We start from the raw sequence: 19,714 nt of genomic DNA, 5'->3' as shown, positions 1-19,714 counted from the left end.
AAGCAACCGACAATTAGGCTTTTTTATTGATTCACCCTGTTGTTCAGGATGTGTAGAATCAGACCGTTTTTATATGTTCGCTACTCATGGACGCATGGGCTTTAATGGTGAATGCCTGCGTCAATTAATCTACTAAAGAAGTCGTGACTAATATCAAATTCAACATCACTTTCAACTTTATAGACATTAAGAGACACAGGCTCTGAACCATTATGACGAACAATATTCTGGTTAGTTGCCAGTTGTGTACCAAGTGGAATAATTTCCGTATGAAATAATATCAATCCTCCAAATATAATTCCCGCGAATAAAGATATATTTTTTTATTGTCTTTTTAATTGTCATTTCCCCAATAAAACTTCGTTTTTTAATATTAATATTGCAAATTGAGCAATCTCTGATATTGACTCGATTGTAAATAATCTTGCCAAGGAATAGTCCCCAAATCTTTTCTTCCAGTCAAAAAACTCCTCGATCCTGCTCACAGATCAGCATATTTTCCTGAACAGGAGAGTTGAACGTTATATCTATGTATCTAATTACTCTTTTATTTTTATTTTTTAGTTAAAAAATTAACATCCACATAACAATTGAACATATTAAGTTATAGGTTATATTTTATGTTATCCAATCCATCAGGAGGTAACTATGGCGGTACCAACGCTCAGACATTTCATTAATAGTAAATATGTTGAATCTAAAGGTTCCGAATATTTTGACCTGGTAAGCCCGGTCACTGGTGAAATCTATGCGCGTTCTCCTAACGCGACTATAGCGGATGTTGATGAAGCTTATGCATCGGCTAAAGAGGCATTCAAGATCTGGGGACGCAGTACACCGTCAGCGCGTCAGCAAGCGTTGCTGGCATTAGCCGATGCGGTGGAAAAAAACGCTGAACGCCTGATCGAAGCGCAAAGCCGCAATACAGGGCAGCTCAAGCATCTGATTGCCTCTGAGGAAGTTGCGACGTCAGTGGATCATATCCGTTTCTTCGCTGGCGCCGCCCGTTTTCTGGAGGGCAAAGCGACTGCTGAATATCTTCCTGATATGACGACCAGCATTCGGCGCGAGCCACTAGGCGTGGTGGGGCAAGTTACGCCGTGGAACTACCCGCTGATGATGGCAGTATGGAAGATAGCGCCTGCGCTGGCAGCGGGTAATACTGTGGTACTCAAACCGAGCGATACCACGCCGGAAAGTACTCTGTTGCTGGCTGAACTGGCCGCTCCGTTCTTCCCTATAGGCGCATTCAATGTGGTGTTGGGTAATGCCAGCGCGGGTGCTCTGGTCGTTTCACACAAAACGCCAGCTATGGTTTCCATCACAGGTTCCGTGCGCGCAGGTTTGCAGGTTGCCTCTTCGGCGGCGGCTAATCTCACCAGAGCGCATTTGGAGCTAGGCGGCAAAGCGCCAGTGGTTGTTTTCGCCGATGCAGATATGGATAAAGCGGTGGAAACCATCGCGACCGCGGGGTATTTCAATGCGGGTCAAGATTGTACGGCAGCCTCGCGTGTGCTGGTGCATGAATCTGTTTACGATACCTTTGTCGCCAAACTGGCGGCGGCGGCTAAAGCTACCCGCTTTGGCTATCCAGAAGATGAAGAGGCTTTGTATGGGCCGCTCAATAATGCTCGTCAGCTGGAGCAAGTCAAAGGGTTCATTGCGCGTTTGCCCGCTCATGCCTGTATCGAAACAGGAGGCCGTCAGGCCGAACGCTCGGGTTATTACTTTGAACCCACGGTAATTACCGGTCTGGAACAGCACGACGAAGCAATTCAGACTGAGATTTTCGGCCCGGTTATCACGGTGCAGAAATTCCGCGATGAACAGGATGCCATAGAGAAAGCTAACGACGTGAAATACGGACTGGCATCCAGTGTCTGGACCCGCGATCATGGCCGCGCGGTGCGCCTATCACGTGAACTCGATTTCGGTACCGTCTGGATTAACACCCATATTCCGCTTACGGCAGAAGCGCCGCACGGCGGCTTCAAAAGCTCTGGGTATGGTAAAGATCTGTCGGCTTATGGCTTCGATGAATATACGCGTATCAAACATGTGATGAGTTCCAACGACTGACACAGGACATCCGTAATGATTCAGAATAGATCTCCGCGCGACTTGGTGTCGCGTGCGCACCACGAGCTGTTTACTGACCGTGATGTAGGGGCGCTTGAGCGTTATTTTGCGCCGCATTTCATCGAACATTCGCCGTTGGTCAAAGATGGTATTGCCGGATTGCGTGAGCTGGTCTGGGCACATCCTGAACTGCGCCACGAAACGTATCGTGTACTGCAAGATGGTGATCTGGTCGCCATCCACGGTCGTTTTACGGGATTAGACGACTGGCCGTTGGTCGGTTTCAATCTGTATCGGGTTGCCGACGGCTTAATCGTAGAGCACTGGGACGGCCTGGTGCCGCAGGCGGCACCCAACGTCAGTGGTCGGACTCAGTTAGACGGCCCGACTGAAGCAGGCGATGGCCATGACCGAGAGAAGAATCGTGAGCTGGTAGTCAACTTTTTTACACATACCCTGATCGAAGGTCACTACGAAGAGTTTGGAAACTACACTAATGGTGAATTGTTTCGCCAGCACAGCCCCGATATCCCTGATGGTACGGCGGCAGTCATCTCGTTTCTTAAACAACTCAGAAATGAGGGGCAGGGGCTGCATTACACTAAAATTCACCGTACGGTAGCCGATGGGCAGTTTGTTCTGACCCATTCAGAGGGGAGTATCGCCGGAGCGCGTCACAGCTACTTCGAGCTATGGCGCATTGAGGACGGCAAAGTGGCTGAACTTTGGGATGCTATCACCCCGGTACCGGAGGATGCGAAAGCGCTGCATCGCCACGGTATTTTTTAGCGTTGATCGATACCCGGCGCGAAGCTTGCGGTCGCGCCGCAACCGGATGCCCATACACAGGCAGATATACGCTCATCGACGGTCCCTCTGTGGATTATGTCGGCAACGGAACCTACACGATTACAATAGCCCGCTTCATCATCGTTGGATGCGGCGGCGGATATGCTAGCTTTGACGCTGGATCAGTTACTTCTACCAGCTCTGGGCGCTATATCGCATCGCGCGTCTGTCTGTTGAAGCTCGCTTATTTCAGATTGCTGAGGAGTTTTCATTTATGACTGGATCTATATTAGCCAAAAGACACAGCGAGGCTATTGCAAAAGGCGTGAGCGTGGCCACACAAGTTTATGTGGAGCGTGCGGAAAATGCTGAAATTTGGGACGTTCAGGGACAACGTTACATCGATTTTGCCGCCGGTATCGCCGTGGTGAACACCGGCCACCGCCATCCGCGCGTCATCGCGGCCGCCAAAGAACAAATGGAACAGTTTACCCACACTTGTCATCAGGTAGCGCCCTACGAAAATTATGTGGCGCTGGCCGAACGTCTGAACCGCCTGGCGCCCGGTAATTTTGCGAAGAAAACCGTCTTTGTCACTACCGGGGCCGAGGCGGTGGAAAATGCCGTGAAGATCGCACGTGCCGCTACCGGTCGCAGCGGCGTGGTCGCTTTCAGCGGCGCTTTCCACGGCCGTACCTTCCTCGGTATGTCATTAACCGGCAAAGTTGCACCGTACAAAATGGGGTTCGGCCCGTTGGTTAGCGACGTTTACCGTATTCCGTTTCCGATCGGGCTGCATGGCATTAGTGTGGAACAAACGCTGAATGCGCTGGAAAATCTCTTTAAAACCGACATTGAGCCAACACGCGTCGCTGCCATCATCATCGAACCGGTACAGGGCGAAGGCGGTTTCTATCCGGCGCCTCCCGAACTGCTTAAAGCTCTGCGTGAGATTGCCGATTACCACGGCATTGTACTTATCGCCGATGAGATCCAGACCGGTTTCGCGCGTACGGGCAAACTGTTTGCTATGGAGCATCATGAGGTGGTTGCCGATCTGACCACTATGGCGAAAAGTCTGGCGGGCGGTTTGCCGCTGGCAGCTGTAACGGGACGTGCCGAGTTGATGGACGCTGTAGTGCCTGGTGGTCTGGGGGGAACTTATGGCGGCAACCCGGTGGCGATTGCGGCCGCCCATGCGGTGCTGGATGTGATCGAAGAAGAAAAGTTGAATGCGCGAGCGACGCAGTTGGGAGACCAGCTGAAACAGCGTCTGCATGAACTGCGACCACGTGTCCCGCAGATCGCCGATGTACGTGGGCTAGGGCTGATGATTGCGGTGGAATTTAACCATGCGGACAGTCAGGAACCCAATGCCAGCTTTACCAACGCGGTACGTCAGAAAGCGCTGGAGCGTGGTCTGATCCTGCTGACATGCGGTGTACACGGCAACGTGATCCGTTTCCTTCCGCCACTGACCATACAAAATAACGTTTTTAATGAAGCGCTCAACATTCTGGAGTCTGTACTGCTCGATCTGGCTGAACAGTAGATAGAATCTGCTGCATCACAAGAGGGGATAACAATGCACTGGTATTTAAATGTATTAAAGAACTATGCATGCTTCAAGGGGCGAGCCAGGCGTAAGGAGTTCTGGTATTTTGTTCTGTTCCAGATCTTGGCTGTATTTATTATCTCTTTCCTTGAGCGCTACTTTGCCGTTGCCAATCCTGAGGTTTATATGGGCTGGTTCAGCGCTGTCTATCTGCTGCTCACGCTTTTGCCCACGCTAGCAGTGAATGCCCGCCGCCTGCACGACATCAACTGTAGCGCTTGGTGGTTACTGCTGCATCTCATACCGTTTATCGGCACTGTTATCCTGCTGATTCTCGCCGGTCTGAAAGGGAACTCGGGCAGCAATAAATACAGCTCGGATAGCCGGACTCACTCATAGAGAAACTCTCCAGACCAGGCCAGCGGGTGATTTCAAAATCATGACAGGAGTGTTGAAATGACAATGAATAGAAGAGACTTTATCTCTACCGTCGCGACGCTCGCGGGGGCGGGAGTGCTTTCATCCGTACTTCCCAACTTATCCCTGCTCGCCCGGACCTTAACTACGGCCGATGATCTGGCCGTCAATATTGATAAGCTACGACCAACACTGTTGGAGGATGCGCAGCATAGAGTCAGCCGGTTGGGGCTGGATTCGCGTATCTGGAGCTGGCATAAAGATGCTGCTGACGCCATGCCAGCCAACTATTATGAAGCTTCTTTGGCTGACTGTCCGGCTTTTGGAAGTCTGCCTGGAGACCAGAACTGCGAGGTTGTGGTTATCGGCGGTGGGTTGCTGGGCGCTTCCACGGCATTACATCTTGCTGAAGCGGGAGTGGACGTGATTCTGGTTGAAAAGGATAACATTGGTTCAGGAGCTTCTGGCCGCAACGGGGGACAGATAACCCCTGGGCTCGCACGCTGGGAAGCTAAAACCATACTGGAAAAACTTTCATTCGATGAGGCTAAACGCTTATGGCGTTTTGCATCTGTTGAAGCGATGAATCTCGTGGATGAACTCCGTGAGCGTTATAGTTTCGAATGTGACCGCAAATATGGTCATATCACTGTTGCGGTGCACGCAGGCCACATGGGGCCGCTGGTGGCTAATGCCGATGCCCGGCGCCAGTTGGGAGATACGGCGATGAGGGTTATCGGACCGCACGAACTACAGGAAAAATATGTGCGTTCGGACATCTACCACGGAGCGAATATCGACAGTATCGGTGGGCAGGTCCAACCTCTGGCGCTATTGCGTGGCTTGGTTTATGGTTTCGCCAGACTGGGTGGGCGAATCTATGACAGCACGAAAGTGAAGGGCATCAGGCAGGATACTGGCGGCACAGTCGTAGAAACTGAGCGGGGGATTATCAGGGCAAGTAAAGCCGTGGTGTTGGGTGTGCATGCCTCCACGGGGGAGTTTATCTCCGGCCTTTCCACCACGATGCCTTTTTTCTCCTACGTGGCGGTAACTCCTCCGTTGCCAGTGGATGTCAAAGAGCTGATCCCGTCAGATTTGCCAGTCTACGATACACAGTTACAGGTCGACTACTATCGTGCGGTACGCAACAACCGCCTGCTGTTCGGTGGACAGGGTACTGGCAATTCCTGGTCGCCGCGTGATGTGAACAATTATCTGCTTAAGCGTATCAGAACCGTGTTCCCGCAGTTGGAAAAAGCCGAACTAGAATATTCTTGGGGCGGGATCAGCGATCTGACCCTGAACGGCGCCACCGATGCCCGCAAGAGCGACGACAGAGTACCCGTGTATATGGTACATGGCTGGAATGGTCATGGAGTAGCGCAAACGGTGCGCATTGGTAAAGCTATCAGCGACGATCTTACCGGACGCAACGACGACTTTACCATGCTTACCCGCATTGACCACGCGAGTATCCCGCTGGGTTCCTATCTCTCTCCGGTAGCTATTCCGTTGGCTAAGGGTATTCTGGGTGTGATCAGCACGCTTAATCCGGCAGATATGGTTTCGTTTTGAACATTCAGGGTCTGACCCCTATTACAGAGAGAATATATACCCGTCATCTTTCAAGTTGCCTCTTTGTTGGCTGCACTCGCTCACCCCGGTCACATAGTTACCTATGCTCCCGGGGATTCGCTCCCTTGCCGTCGCGATGCATCTTGAAATCCATAGGGTATAAACCATTTATGGTGCCTTTAAACTCTCAAGGAAGAGGGAAACCCAACCGTTAAAATTTAATATTCGGATACCATAATAAACGAGCATGACCTTTTTTTACCGGGATACTGGCTGGAGGTCATTAAGTAAAAGTCAGCTTGAATTCACCATTGATCGTGATTAGTACACGCCATATCAATATGTTATTAAAAAGAATAATCAATATCTTGCAGAGATAAAAGATAGCAGACCATTTGATGGCATCGCCAATTTAAATGAAAATGGCTTAGTGTAAAAGTTTTCCATCACTTTATTTTAGATGATTTGGTTGAAATTGAAGTCAGGTTTGCTGGAGAGAAATACATTATTTACAATATTAAGGTTTATGATTTTAAATTATCATATTGGTAAAGTTGTCCAACTATATTATTCAATTATCTATATATTAAGGATGAATTAATGTCTGGTTTCTTCAAAAAAATAATTATTACCCTGTGGTTATTAGCGTCTATTAATAGTTATGCCCAATCTAATACAAAACAATCACTATGCTCTAATGAGGCTGATATCAATTTCGCCAATGTACTTCCCTGCTATCGAGAGGAATTAGCAGTCCAGCCCCTTAAATATTCGCTTTTAAGTAAAGAAAAATTACCTCAGATTGAACTACGTCACTATCAATTAACATCACAATTCTGGTCTCCAGGAAACGTTATTCTACCTGCAAAATGGCAACACAATGTTGATATATTTATTCCTGATCATCCGCTTTCACCACGTGCACTTGTCGTTGTGAATAATGGAACTAACTATAATAGTGGATCTGAGGCGCCAATTTTGCCGACAGATTTCAGCGTGACAACCTTGGCGACTATTGCGCGGGCAACAAATACGATAATTATCTCGATCAGTAATATTCCTAATCAATATCTCATGTACCGGGACGATGGAACACCCCGAAAAGAAGATGATAGCATTGCTCACAGTTGGACATTATTCATGAACGAGCCAAAGCAGCTGTCGTTGATACCTTTGCATATTCCTATGGCGACTTCTGTTTCTCAAGCAATGACTTTGGCACAGCGGGAATTAACACCGTGGAATATTAATAACTTTATTGTTTCTGGCGCCTCGAAACGAGGCTGGACAACCTGGTTATCGGCAATAGCAGATACACGGGTTGATGCAATTGTGCCTTTTATTATCGACATACTTAACACACATGCAGCATTTAAACATGTATATGAATCTTACGGAAAAAACTGGCCGATTGCTTTTTATCCGTATTATCAGGAACATGTCGATGAAAAAGTCAATACGCCTGCATTTGCTAAATTAATGCAGATAGAAGATCCTCTGCAATATTTGGGATCAATTTATGAGTCTCGGCTTGCCATTCCTAAATACATCGTCAATGCCAGTGGGGATGATTATTTCGCGCCTGATAATGCAAGACTCTATTATGATATTCTGCCTGGAGACAAATCTTTACGAGTAGCTCCCAATTCTGATCATCGTGGTATTCTGAACTTTACTGAACAGTCATTAATTACATTTATTAATCGGTTACAGCAATCTATTCCTTTGCCAAAGCTTAATACAACTCTGCATGTACAGCATAATTCGCAAATATTAACCGTCAACTTTTCAGAAAAACCTGAAAAAGTGATACGTTGGACTGCTGCCAATCCAATATCACGAGATTTTCGTTATGCATGTGGTATCCGATATAAAGCATCACCACTCGATATTAATACACTGCAACAAGTTGAAATTTCGTTAGGTTCTCCAAACATGGGATGGGAAGCGACTTATATTGAAGCAACTTTCAGTGATGGATATGTGGCGACAACGCGAGTTTACATTACCCCTGATGACAAATATCCAGTAGTCGCGCCTTTATCAAGTGGGTCAACATGCCAAACATTGCCAGGTCGCGGGCTAGGCTCGAAATAAGATAATAATGATAAAGTCTGAATAAACTATTTATGAAATAAACTATTTGCGAAACATTGGACCTCCGGTATTTTCTGACGGTAACCGGAGGTCTGAATATGTCAAACATTTAGGAAAAATGGGACATAATTCATAAAATCAACATTACCTCACCGATATACCTTATATAAGCACTTCTGGAGTAATTCTTTATAGGTATTCTGTGTTTCACTGGATCAATAAATATCTCAAATAGCGCCTGTGATAGCGCGATACAATAAGGAACATCAAATGGACCGTATGCTAGAAGGTAAGGTTGTCATTGTCACTGGCGGCGCAAGCGGCATCGGAGCCGGTATTGCTTTAGCCGCGGCGCGTCATGGCGCAGCAACCGTAATTATTGGCGACATCACGGATCAACCCCGAGAGGGTGGTGCGCCGGTGCTCCAGCGTCTTCATTCGCTTGGTACAAAAGCCATATTCCACCGATGTGATGTCACTTCGCGGAGCGAGATGGATACATTAGTCGACGTCGCGACACCGTTCGGCGGTGTTGATTTGATGGCTTGCAATGCCGGAATTGCATTAGATCGGATCTCGCATCGTTTGTAACCGGCGTATCACTGCTAGTGGATGGCGGACAAACGGTAGTACTGTGAGAACAAGCACTTTTTGGCAGTTGATATATTTCGAAGGAGAGTAGGGTTAAATGGCTGTTTTCAATTACATACTGGAATTCTTTACATAGAATCTACAGAACCGAATATTTTCGCCAGCCTTACCAATTGAGCGATGTCATCATTGGAGGCGCCATTTCTGAGGATATCCAGAACCGTCGAGTATTCAGCCAGATCGATGCCAAAATTAAGTGCTTTGATTTTACGGATGAAAAAATTACACTTTTTCACGCCACTGACTGGGCCTAAATTAGCCAATATTTCTGGAACACCTTTTAAGTACCCTTTATTGCTCGTTTTTTTATTTATCGAAAACTGGAATACAGGATATAAATTCTCTACTCCCCAATTTAATACAATGAGTTTATGATTTTCACCATATTTATTTACTGTCGGGCGGGTTACTCCTAATATATCAGCAACCTTACTGGACTTATAAACGCCACCGTATTCCCCAAGATGGGCCAGAAAAGCGTTTCTCGTTTCGATAAATTCCTCGTGTTCTTTCTTTTCCGGTGTGATATTCGACACTATTTCAATATAGTTGGCTCGTCCTTTGACTTCTGTCCAAAATTCATCATCAGACAGGGTTAACAATAGGGAAATACTCTCTGAATCTTTGTTTTTAAGCACATTAATAAAATGATCAGCAAGATTGATGATGCGTGCTTTGACCAATTCAGACGGATCAAATCCGCTTTTCGGTTTTACTGTCGGGTCATTGGGTTGTTTTGCTGTTGTTCCCATAGCTACCTCAACTATTTTGTCATTTCAAAGAATCAGCATACATGAAATGGTAGTATGTGGAAGTTCTGTCACCAGTTTCTTTTTGCATGTACTAAGAATTGATTAATAACAGATAGGTATATTAGAATCAACGCAGTGAAAACTGTTATGTTCACTGGAAATGAAGACCACAAGGTCGGTGATACCGTCTTGTTACTCAATTTTCATCCTGCCGCTTTTTGGCGCCTATGGTCTTAGTCATTCGTGAAGGAATTTCAGCCAAACGCCTTAGTACATAACAGAGATTCTTGCATTATTCCTCAGCACTCTTTCCACAAATCAGAATAAATAATATTATCATCTAAACTTAGACTAAATTCATAAAAAGGATCGTCAAAAGAAATAAGAGGTATATATGCATAGCCAAATTAATTCATTGCCCCAATATATGTTAGCGATCAGTATCATTAAGCCCGGAGGCCCGGAGAAATTGCATCTGGTTCAGGTTCCGTTACCACGGCCAGGAAAAGGCTACTTATTAGTAAAAGTGGCTGCGGCGGGTGTTAATCGGCCTGATATATTTCAGAGAATGGGGTCCTATCCACCACCACCGGATGCATCGCCATTGCCGGGTTTGGAGATTGCAGGAGAGGTGGTTGCCAAAGGTGAAGGTTGTGAACGCTGGAATCTTGGCGATAAAGTTTGCGCTCTTGTTGCCGGCGGCGGTTATGCCGAATATTGCCTGGTACATGACTCCGTTGCCTTACCCATCTATGGTTTGGATTTTGTTCAGGCAGCCGCATTGCCAGAAAACTTTTTTACCGTCTGGGCTAATGTTTTTCAGACTGGCAAGTTGAAACAAGGAGAAAATTTGCTGATTCACGGTGGTACTTCTGGGATAGGCAGCGTCACTATTATGTTAGCAAAAGCCTTTGGCGCCAGAGTCATTGCTACCGTCGGCTCTGATGAGAAAGCTAAAGTCGCACACAGTTTAGGCGCTGACTTTGTTATTAATTACCGTAAAGAAGATTTCGTTGATCGGGTATTGAAAATCACGGGTAATCATGGCGTTGATATGGTTGTTGACTTAATCGGCGGTGATTATGTCAATAAAAACTATAAGGTTGCTGCTAAATTCGGGAGAATTATTCAGATTGGCATGATGAAAGGAAGCCCTGAAAATCTTAATCTGATGCCCTTAATGCTAAAACGTCTGACTCACACGGGTTCTACATTACGTTCTCGCAGTGTAGAGGAAAAAGCAGAGATAGCTCGGGAATTGGAAAAACATGTCTGGCCATTATTGAAATCAGGAAAAGTCAGCCCATTAATTTGTAAAGTTTTTGATCTAAAAGATGCTGCTGATGCACATCGAATGATGGAAGCCGGTGATGTTATCGGCAAGGTTATGTTGGTAAATGTATCATCTTAATAGTACTTTTGCTTAAATCAGGGCTATTTTAATTTGTAGCCCTGTATTCTATCTGCTAACCACTTCACGTTAAAAAATCCTTATAATTAATAAGGTTAACAACAAATAATCCCCTATCTTCCTCTGTTTTTTGATTTGTTTTTATTCGTTCTTTGTCCTCGCGCACAAAATCAGAATTTATATTCAATGTCATTGTTAATATTTTAACAAATATAGTCTATATCTATTAACAAATGATCGTTTATAGATATGTTAATGATCAATCTATTCCACCTGATAGATTTTTCTGAATATCTATAATTATGAGGTATTACCAGCTATTGGTAAGTTAGGTGGCATATAATTTTCTGTCTGACCATCAGAGAATGATAGTGATTTCATTAATAAGTAAAGAATTTCAGAATCTCTCTGTTGTTGACAGCCGTTTTTGTTAGTTGAAAGGGTAATATAATTATGACCAAGCAGTTTACTTCGCACTTAAACATTGATGCGTTGTTTTTAGGCCCTAAATCAGAAAATACGGTTTTTTTTAGAGAAATGATGGAATATGCCGTAAGTGAGCACATGCACTGGCGCTCTGATTTTCACCCAGAAGATCCCGCCTTAGTCACCTCGGTTGATCGTTATGCACCTGATTATAGGGAAACGCTTTATAGGACAGAGGGTATTCTAAACCAGTTATCCGCTAAGCTGAAAAACACCTCTATTCCCTGGTTTTCTCCTCGCTATATGGGGCATATGAATGCCGACACCCTGATGGTTTCCAATCTCGCTTATGTCATGGCGATGATGTACAACCCGAACAATTGCGCCCACGAGTCATCACCGACAACAACGGAGCTAGAAATTGAAGCGGGGCTGGATCTATGCCGGATGTTTGGTTACGACCCTCGCCGAGCCTGGGGACATATTACATCAGGAGGAACCGTCGCCAATTATGAAGGGTTATGGGTTGCGCGTAATTTAAAAACCATGCCTCTTGCCATTGCACAACATCCACAATCCGGCGATCTGGTCGCAAATAAATCAGAACAACAACTGTTGAATATGTCGCCATCAGATATTCTGGATTTGACGGATGAATTAAAAAAACGTGGCATTTTCGAAGAAGTTCGTGAACTTTCTTGCCGTGGCGCCGGGATAAAGCAGGGGATGTTTGGCAAAGTCCTGGTTCCACAGTCGAAACATTATTCATGGATGAAAGCAATGGATGTTCTGGGAATCGGTCAACAGCATATCGTGCCATTGCCGGTCGATGCGAATTATCGTACCGATGTTGAAAAAATGCGTGAAATTACATTCGGTCTGATAGAGCAGGGGGAGCCTATTCTGGCTATGGTAACTGTAGTTGGAACGACGGAAGTGGGAGCCATTGACCGAGTTGATGAAGTTATTGCGTTGCGCAAAGAGTGTGAGGAGCGTTATGGCGTCTCATTTTATGTGCATATTGATGCTGCTTATGCAGGTTATGCCAGCGCAATGTTCCTTAACGAACAGGGAGAGTTTATGGAATATGATGAACTTATCCGTCGTTATCGTGAATTGGCGATTATTCCCGAAGATATTATTTGGCCTAAACCTGAAATTTACCAAAGCTTCCGGGCCATGTGTCAGGCTGATTCAATCACCGTAGATCCTCACAAAGTTGGATTTATTCAATATGCCGCCGGTGCGGTATGTATGAAAGATAAGCGTATTGTTGACTTAATTTCCTACCGGGCGGCTTATGTTTTCGAAGATGTTGATACTCAACCAGAGCAAGCCATTGACCGGCATGTCGTACTCGGCGCCTCGATTATGGAGGGATCTAAAGCCGGAGCTATCGCCGCTGCCATTTGGGCCGCGCACCGATTGGTTCCACTTAATATCAGTGGTTACGGAAAAGTGATTGCCGCCGGTATTGTGACGGCTAATTGGATGATTAAAAAACTTTTAACTACAGAACCATTGGTTGTTGGCAAACGCCGGTTTGAAATTCATACCATGCCGAATCCTGATTTCCATATGGTCAATTTCACTTTTAAAGAGCAAGGAAATAATGATTTAAGTCACCACAACCGTCTTAATAAACGGATGTACGAGCTTTGTTCATATACTTCTGGACGTAGTTATACCAATGATTTTTTGACTTCTTCCACCTCCCTTGGTTATGGAGAGTATGGTGATACGCCTTGGTATTACGTTGAAAGTTGCGGTTTTGACCAAGAAGAATGGCAGAAAGTCCACAGTTTATATGTCCTACGTGCTGCTGTGATGACTCATTGTTTACGTAATGCTGACGATTTTGACGAGTATTGGGAAAGGCTCCAGAAAATTTTTATTCACAAACTGACTCAGATTGTTGATGAAGAAGAAAAAAAGAAAGTGGCCTGATTTTCTATTATTAAATATTTGTTGTTAATTCGAAGGGAAAAAAACGTGAAAAACCGTACTTTTGGCAGTACTTTTATTATCGCCGGAACCACCATCGGTGCTGGTATGTTAGCCATGCCATTAGCCACCGCCGGTGTAGGATTTGGTGTAAGTTTGATTATGTTGGTTGGCTTGTGGGTTTTGATGAGTTACACCGCATTATTACTGGTTGAAGCTTATCAATATGAGTCTCCTGATACGGGATTAGGGACACTTGCTCAACGTTATCTTGGCAGCGGCGGCAAAATATTAACGGGTTTCAGCATGATGTTTCTGATGTATGCGTTAACATCAGCCTATATTAGTGGTGCCGGGGAATTACTGACAGTCAGCCTCAATAAATGGCTTAATTTGTCCCTTCCTGCTTCCGTGGGCGTTATTCTGTTTACGGTAATTGCCGGAGGAATCGTTTGCATTGGCACCAGTTCAGTAGATATGGTTAACCGAGTTATTTTCAGTGCAAAAATTATTTTCCTGGTATTGATGTTGGGGCTGATGATGCCGCATGTTCAGCATGTTAACCTACTGACACTACCATTAGAACAAGGGTTAATATTATCTTCAATTCCGGTGATATTCACATCGTTTGGTTTTCACGGCAGTGTTCCCAGTATTGTGAAATATATGAACGGCGATGTACGTCGGCTCCGTTGGGTGTTTATTATCGGCAGTGCAATTCCGTTAATTACTTATATTTTCTGGCAATTGGCGACATTAGGGAGTATCAATTCCAACACGTTTGTCGATATCTTAGCTGAAAACGCCGGGTTGAATGGCTTATTACACAGCATTCGTGAAGTTGTTGCTTCACCGAAAACTGAACTCGCAGTACAAATGTTTGCTAATCTAGCGCTCGCAACCTCATTCCTCGGTGTCGCACTTGGCCTGTTTGATTTTCTAGGTGATCTATTTAAACGCAAAGATAATGTAACCGGGCGTATACAAACTGGTTTGCTGACTTTCGTTCCACCATTGATTTTCGCGCTATTTTACCCAAAAGGTTTTGTGATGGCGTTGGGATATGCCGCGGTCGCGCTGTCAATTTTAGCGTTATTATTACCTAGCCTCCTGGCATATAAATCCCGTCAACAAAATGAACGTCGATATCGGGTACCTGGTGGTAAACCCGTACTATTGCTGGTATTTGCCTGCGGTGTTGCAGTAATAGCAATCCAAATTGGCATCGTAAGTGGAATGTTGCCGGCAGTAGGCTGAATACTGAGTTATCGAAGATAAGTTCTTTTTTGACCTAAAGCGTATTCTCTGACAGACTGCTAGCATAATAGACCTATTAGCGGAGGCAATTATGAATCATACCCGTTACGAAACTGATGTGGTCGCTTGGGCAAATGAACAGGCAGCGTTATTACGTGCCGGTAAATTCTCTGAGATTGATATAACCAATATTGCTGAGGAGATCGAAGACGTGGGCAAGAGCGAACAGCGTGAGTTGGCTAGCCGCATGGCAGTATTAATTGCTCACTTATTAAAATGGAAATACCAACCAAGCCATAGAGGAGCAAGTTGGGAAAGAACAATTAAAGCGCAAAGAAAAGAGATTCTTTATGGTTTAAAAGAATCTCCTAGTTTAAAGACAAAGTTAGATGATCCAGACTGGGTTGATGTTGTCTGGTCTAAAGCCGTCGCCTCAGCAATGAACGAAACCGGATTAGATGCGTTTCCCGATGTATGCATTTGGGGTATGTCCCAGATACTGTCCTCTGAGTTTTATCCTGATTAGCAAAATTCTGTTTGCCCCGGTGAAAAACTAATATTAATTTTAAGGAGTTGGATCATGGCGAAAGAACTATTTACTACCTCAGTAAAATCTGTAGCTGGATTGAAAGTTGAATGTACATCAAGAGATTTCTCCTTTTATTTAGATGAACCACGTAATTTAGGCGGCACCGATCAGGGGATGAATCCAGTTGAAGCTCTACTTTGTTCTCTCGGGGCTTGTAAATGTATCGTAGCAAAGGCTTTTGCTAAACTACACAAAATTAACTTAATTGATATTCACGTTGATCTAGAAGGTGAACTTGATACTGATGGTTTCACTGGTAGAAATAAACAAGCGAAATTAGGTTTCTCTAAAATAGTGACAAAATTTCATATTAAAGCTGATAATAGTGAAGAAGAAATTCATGCTTTTGTCGACTTTATTAATAGAACCTGCCCGGTTCACGACACCATTGAGAATGCACCAAGTTTTGTCACTGAAATATATTGTGAATAAATGGATGTTACACTGAGATAATTTCACAAAGAAAATGTTGTTTAAATTAATTTAAAAAATCCTCTACGATGCAGTAGAGGATTTTATTATAGAGTTAGGTAAATCAATGTTTATCTATCTTTTTTTTCCATTAATAATGGCATAAGAAACAATTACTATTGTTTAATAACGTAAACTGTAGTTATATTACAACTCGCATTTTCTATACCAACTTTAATATTTAAACCCTGTGCATAAGCTTGACTTAATAGCCTATTAACGTTTTCAGCGCTTGATCCTGACCAAATATAACCAGGTCTCCCACAGTTACCAGCTAAATTTCCGCTAAATGTATAAAAATAATGTGCAGGATTATCCCAATCAGCTTTAATTTCTGCGACTTTAACAATGCCACTATTGGTTTCCGCTGAGAATGCAGGGGCGCTAATCATACCAATTAAAATAAATAACATAGATATCAATTTTTTCATAATTTACTCCTGATTAATAATATAAATAAGGTCTGACGTTTTGCAGTGTAAATTATGAAAATAATCTTTGCACCAAATTCATATTAATATAATAAGTGACTCTCCTGATAAATAATGCCAAAAGTTTTTCCATTGAAATAAATAATTAATAAAAACAACATGGTGGTTTTTATCAAAAAAAGTAAAAATTCTTATCGTCAAATTCAGTATTATGTTGCAGATTAATTTTCTTTCTCTGATAATTGATAAGTTATTTCTTTATCAAGCTGATTACCACCATCTGGTACTATAATCATCAAACACTAAGATTCATAACCAATTCACTAACTGGTTATATTAAAACAACAAAAATCTAACCTTATAGCAAACTGTTCATTTTAACGATGAAGATAAAATGATTAATCGCCTATTTTAAAGAGATAACGAAGATAAATTATTTATTTGATAAACATGTTTTAATATGGTTTTCTCTACTGGGCTATAAGAAGGAAAATTTTTAACAGGTCACTTTTATATAATAAAATTTTTTAAATTAGAGGTATATATTTCTGATGTATCCCATGACACTATTAAATAGCTAATATACATATTATTCTAGGAAAGGCTTCATCTATATGAATAAATCATTGTGCAATTCGGAATCAAAATTAAGGTCTTATTTAGGTATAGGAAACAGGGTAATATCTGATAACCTTTTAGTCATACTTAAAAGCACTTGTGATAATCACCCGTCGTCAATAAAAAAATTCATAGGGCTGCTTAAATATATTCAAAATAATAATATTCCTACAAAATCATTTAATGAATTAGTTGCTCTTCATGAACTTGTAGCCCCACATGACTGCGCTGTAGTTTCTATGCTATCAATTCATTTTAATTTAGCTATAGGCACTATCGCTAACTTAGGAGCACAAACTCCATATGTGGAAGATCTTTACCGAAAACTTTGCTCAGGTCGTGCCATTGGAGTATATCTGGCAACTGAGCTGGCTCACGGAAATAATCTCATCGCGATCGAAACACAAGCTAATTATCTCCCGGAAAAAGGCGTATTCATATTGAATTCACCTAGACAAAATGCATATAAATTTATGCCTAATACTACAACTTGTGAACTACCCAAAGTGGCTGTAATTTTAGCTCAGTTAAATGTATCAGGAAGGAAATATGGTATTTTCCCATTTATTCTCTCTCTGTCCGTAAATGGCAAATTAACTCCTGGAGTTAAAATTACTCCACTTGGCGATAAGCCAGGATTTTATTTAGATAACGCAATAACTTCATTTAATAATGTCGAAGTCCCTTTTGAAGGACTCCTTGCTGGCAATATGATAACCCTGACTAGGGAGGGTAAAATATCATTGCATACTAAAGAATTAACAGAAAGGTTTTCGTTAATTACAAATAGAATACATTCAGGGAAATTATGCATGGCAGTGATCTCAGTTACAGGAGCCAAATCAGCTCTTCATATAACGAGTACATATGGAAATAAACGACAAACATTCGGCTATTCAGGTACTATGCCAATAATTAATTATTCCCATTTCAAAGAGGGTGTTGCCTGGGATACTTTGAGCACAATCACTCACGCGTTATATTTAAAAGAGTTAACAAGAAAAGTCTCAATTATATTATCAGAATCAGTTAAAAACTTTAAGTTTCCGGATGAGTTACTTATTGAAATCATTACTACTAAGTCCTTGTGCACATGGCGTACACAAGAAATATTAATTAATTGCCGTGAACGCTGTGGCGCACAGGGCTTATTTACTGTTAACAAAATATCCAATTATTTGATATCTAATTTTGGTGCGATTACTTCGGAAGGAGATAATCTTGTATTATCACTAAAAGCCGGAAGGATGATCATTCTCAATAAGATCAAAGAAATAAACAAAGCATCTTTCCAGCATAACCTATTTTCCATCTTAAATGATTATATGAAATTTTTATATAAAAAACTAAATGGATTAATGACGAGTAACAATAAAAAAATAAACTTAGATATGCTTAATAAGTATAGTGGGGATTTTCTAGAACTAAGCCAAACATATGCCGTTTTATCCGTGGTAACGACAACTATTGATACATACCACAACAATAAGGATGATGATTTTTATATGATAATTGAAGGTTATCTTCTCGACTGGACTCATCGTACCATGAGCAACCTCCTGAGAAGTGAAGTAATCAATTTACAGGAATCTCAAAAAATAGGTGAGAGACGCATTGAGTATATACGTAAGCATGCAGACAAAATAAATGATTATATTTCCAGTTTTGGCGTAGATAAAATTGGAGTCGAGACGCCAATATCAAGTGATGATTATATCTCCTGGTATGCAGATAATCACCATCAGTTAAAAAACAACTAATCATAAAACAGCTCGAAATGAGAGGCACTGTTGTGAATATATAGAAAAATTCGGTGACCAATTAAAAGGTCACCGCTAATGAAATGGCGATTACCTATACTATTTTCCTTTTAATGCAACAATATACTGTAATAATCGTGGAAAAAATCGATTAAGATATACACCAATGACTTCTCTATTACCTCCGGGGTATATCTCTCTTTTTTCTCTAATGATTGCCTTAACAATTTTTCTGGCGCATAAATCGACTGGAATACCGTGTTCCAGTTCACTATCAATACGTTGATAAGGCTCCCCATTTCCAGTGAGGGATCTCATAGTAATATCAGTATTAATAAAACCGGGGCAAACAAGCGTAACATTAATATTGTCTTTCGTATGTTCAGCACGCAGAGACTCAAAAAAACCATGTAATGCATTCTTCGATGCTGCATAGCCAGAGCGATTTGGAGTACCAAATTTACCGGCCACACTGGAGAGAACGACAAAATGTCCGCTCTTTTTCTCAATCATCGAAGGAAGTACATTTAATGCTATGTTAACAATAGATAAGAAATTTAAATTCATCAATTTGTCATAAACAAAGAGCTGTGTGTCTGTGATTAAAGAGCGTTGACTGACGCCAGCAGTAAAAATGATACAGTCAATATTCCCCATCAGTTGAAGCACTCTATGCACCGCTTCTTTCGCTTCATCATGATTTGTAATGTCGAAAGGGATAACATTTTCCTCCGGAAGATTAATTTCCGTCGCCAATTTTTTCAGCAAATCTTCTTTTCGGCTAGAAATGACCAAGTTTGTCGTATAAGAGTCAAGCTCCTTAACTAAAGCATTCCCAATCCCCATAGATGCGCCAATTACCCAGATGTTTTTTCCTGCCAAATTCATT

Annotated in this window: 17 protein-coding genes; 13 read left to right on the top strand and 4 right to left on the bottom strand. The window is 42.7% G+C overall.

The window, feature by feature from the left end; translation table 11 throughout:
* Positions 1–101: 101 nt before the first annotated feature.
* The gene (locus EAE92_RS05560; RefSeq protein WP_214067346.1) at positions 102–284 is read right to left on the bottom strand and encodes a hypothetical protein; all 183 of its coding nucleotides are present in this window, start codon (positions 282–284) and stop codon (positions 102–104) included.
* A gap of 364 nt (positions 285–648) precedes the next feature.
* On the opposite strand from EAE92_RS05560, the gene EAE92_RS05555 reads away from it, so the two are divergent.
* From EAE92_RS05555 to EAE92_RS05525, 7 genes are all read left to right on the top strand, one after another.
* A complete protein-coding gene (locus EAE92_RS05555) occupies positions 649–2,079 on the top strand; it encodes a gamma-aminobutyraldehyde dehydrogenase (protein WP_214067345.1) in 1,431 nt (476 codons plus the stop codon).
* A gap of 15 nt (positions 2,080–2,094) precedes the next feature.
* Positions 2,095–2,868 carry a nuclear transport factor 2 family protein gene (locus EAE92_RS05550; RefSeq protein ID WP_214067344.1) on the top strand — a complete coding sequence of 258 codons (774 nt, stop codon included), beginning with the start codon at positions 2,095–2,097 and terminating at the stop codon, positions 2,866–2,868.
* Positions 2,869–3,142: 274 nt separating this feature from the next.
* Positions 3,143–4,420 (top strand): 4-aminobutyrate--2-oxoglutarate transaminase, encoded by a 1,278-nt coding sequence (locus EAE92_RS05545; protein ID WP_214067343.1) that lies wholly within the window; start codon positions 3,143–3,145, stop codon positions 4,418–4,420.
* Between the two features lie 33 nt (positions 4,421–4,453).
* On the top strand, positions 4,454–4,822 hold the full coding sequence (locus EAE92_RS05540; RefSeq protein WP_214067342.1) for a DUF805 domain-containing protein: 369 nt from the start codon (positions 4,454–4,456) through the stop codon (positions 4,820–4,822).
* Positions 4,823–4,879: 57 nt separating this feature from the next.
* On the top strand, positions 4,880–6,418 hold the full coding sequence (locus tag EAE92_RS05535) for an NAD(P)/FAD-dependent oxidoreductase (protein WP_214067341.1): 1,539 nt from the start codon (positions 4,880–4,882) through the stop codon (positions 6,416–6,418).
* Positions 6,419–7,018: 600 nt separating this feature from the next.
* Positions 7,019–8,515 (top strand): PhoPQ-activated pathogenicity-related family protein, encoded by a 1,497-nt coding sequence (locus EAE92_RS05530; protein ID WP_214067340.1) that lies wholly within the window; start codon positions 7,019–7,021, stop codon positions 8,513–8,515.
* 270 nt (positions 8,516–8,785) lie between these two features.
* Positions 8,786–9,106, top strand: a complete 321-nt coding sequence (locus EAE92_RS05525; RefSeq protein ID WP_246545024.1) for an SDR family NAD(P)-dependent oxidoreductase — start codon at positions 8,786–8,788, stop codon at positions 9,104–9,106.
* Positions 9,107–9,234: 128 nt separating this feature from the next.
* Here the strand turns inward: EAE92_RS05525 and EAE92_RS05520 are convergent, their stop codons facing one another.
* Positions 9,235–9,918, bottom strand: a complete 684-nt coding sequence (locus EAE92_RS05520) for a hypothetical protein (protein WP_214067339.1) — start codon at positions 9,916–9,918, stop codon at positions 9,235–9,237.
* A 394-nt stretch (positions 9,919–10,312) separates the two neighbouring features.
* Here EAE92_RS05520 and EAE92_RS05515 point away from each other — a divergent pair, with 394 nt between their 5' ends.
* From EAE92_RS05515 to EAE92_RS05495, 5 genes are all read left to right on the top strand, one after another.
* Positions 10,313–11,329, top strand: a complete 1,017-nt coding sequence (locus tag EAE92_RS05515; RefSeq protein ID WP_214067338.1) for an NAD(P)H-quinone oxidoreductase — start codon at positions 10,313–10,315, stop codon at positions 11,327–11,329.
* Between the two features lie 453 nt (positions 11,330–11,782).
* Entirely contained in the window at positions 11,783–13,702 is a 1,920-nt protein-coding gene (locus tag EAE92_RS05510; protein ID WP_214067337.1) for a pyridoxal phosphate-dependent decarboxylase family protein, read from the top strand.
* Positions 13,703–13,747: 45 nt separating this feature from the next.
* The gene (gene tyrP, locus EAE92_RS05505) at positions 13,748–14,956 is read left to right on the top strand and encodes a tyrosine transporter TyrP (protein WP_214067336.1); all 1,209 of its coding nucleotides are present in this window, start codon (positions 13,748–13,750) and stop codon (positions 14,954–14,956) included.
* Between the two features lie 91 nt (positions 14,957–15,047).
* Complete coding sequence (locus EAE92_RS05500) at positions 15,048–15,482, top strand: DUF29 domain-containing protein (RefSeq protein WP_110087183.1); 435 nt, start codon at positions 15,048–15,050, stop codon at positions 15,480–15,482.
* A gap of 54 nt (positions 15,483–15,536) precedes the next feature.
* Positions 15,537–15,977, top strand: coding sequence for an OsmC family protein (locus tag EAE92_RS05495; RefSeq protein WP_214067335.1), 441 nt, complete (start codon positions 15,537–15,539; stop codon positions 15,975–15,977).
* 155 nt (positions 15,978–16,132) lie between these two features.
* On the opposite strand, the gene EAE92_RS05490 is transcribed toward EAE92_RS05495, so the two are convergent.
* A complete protein-coding gene (locus tag EAE92_RS05490; RefSeq protein ID WP_105399739.1) occupies positions 16,133–16,447 on the bottom strand; it encodes a hypothetical protein in 315 nt (104 codons plus the stop codon).
* A 614-nt stretch (positions 16,448–17,061) separates the two neighbouring features.
* On the opposite strand from EAE92_RS05490, the gene EAE92_RS05485 reads away from it, so the two are divergent.
* Positions 17,062–18,825 carry an acyl-CoA dehydrogenase family protein gene (locus EAE92_RS05485; RefSeq protein ID WP_214067334.1) on the top strand — a complete coding sequence of 588 codons (1,764 nt, stop codon included), beginning with the start codon at positions 17,062–17,064 and terminating at the stop codon, positions 18,823–18,825.
* A gap of 99 nt (positions 18,826–18,924) precedes the next feature.
* On the opposite strand, the gene EAE92_RS05480 is transcribed toward EAE92_RS05485, so the two are convergent.
* Positions 18,925–19,713, bottom strand: a complete 789-nt coding sequence (locus tag EAE92_RS05480; RefSeq protein WP_214067333.1) for an SDR family NAD(P)-dependent oxidoreductase — start codon at positions 19,711–19,713, stop codon at positions 18,925–18,927.
* Position 19,714 lies beyond the last annotated feature (1 nt).

This window comes from Photorhabdus hainanensis, assembly GCF_018448965.1.
GTDB lineage: Bacteria > Pseudomonadota > Gammaproteobacteria > Enterobacterales > Enterobacteriaceae > Photorhabdus > Photorhabdus akhurstii.
The sequence above is the reverse complement of the archived record's forward strand: the minus strand, read 5'-3'. Positions and strand labels throughout refer to the sequence as shown.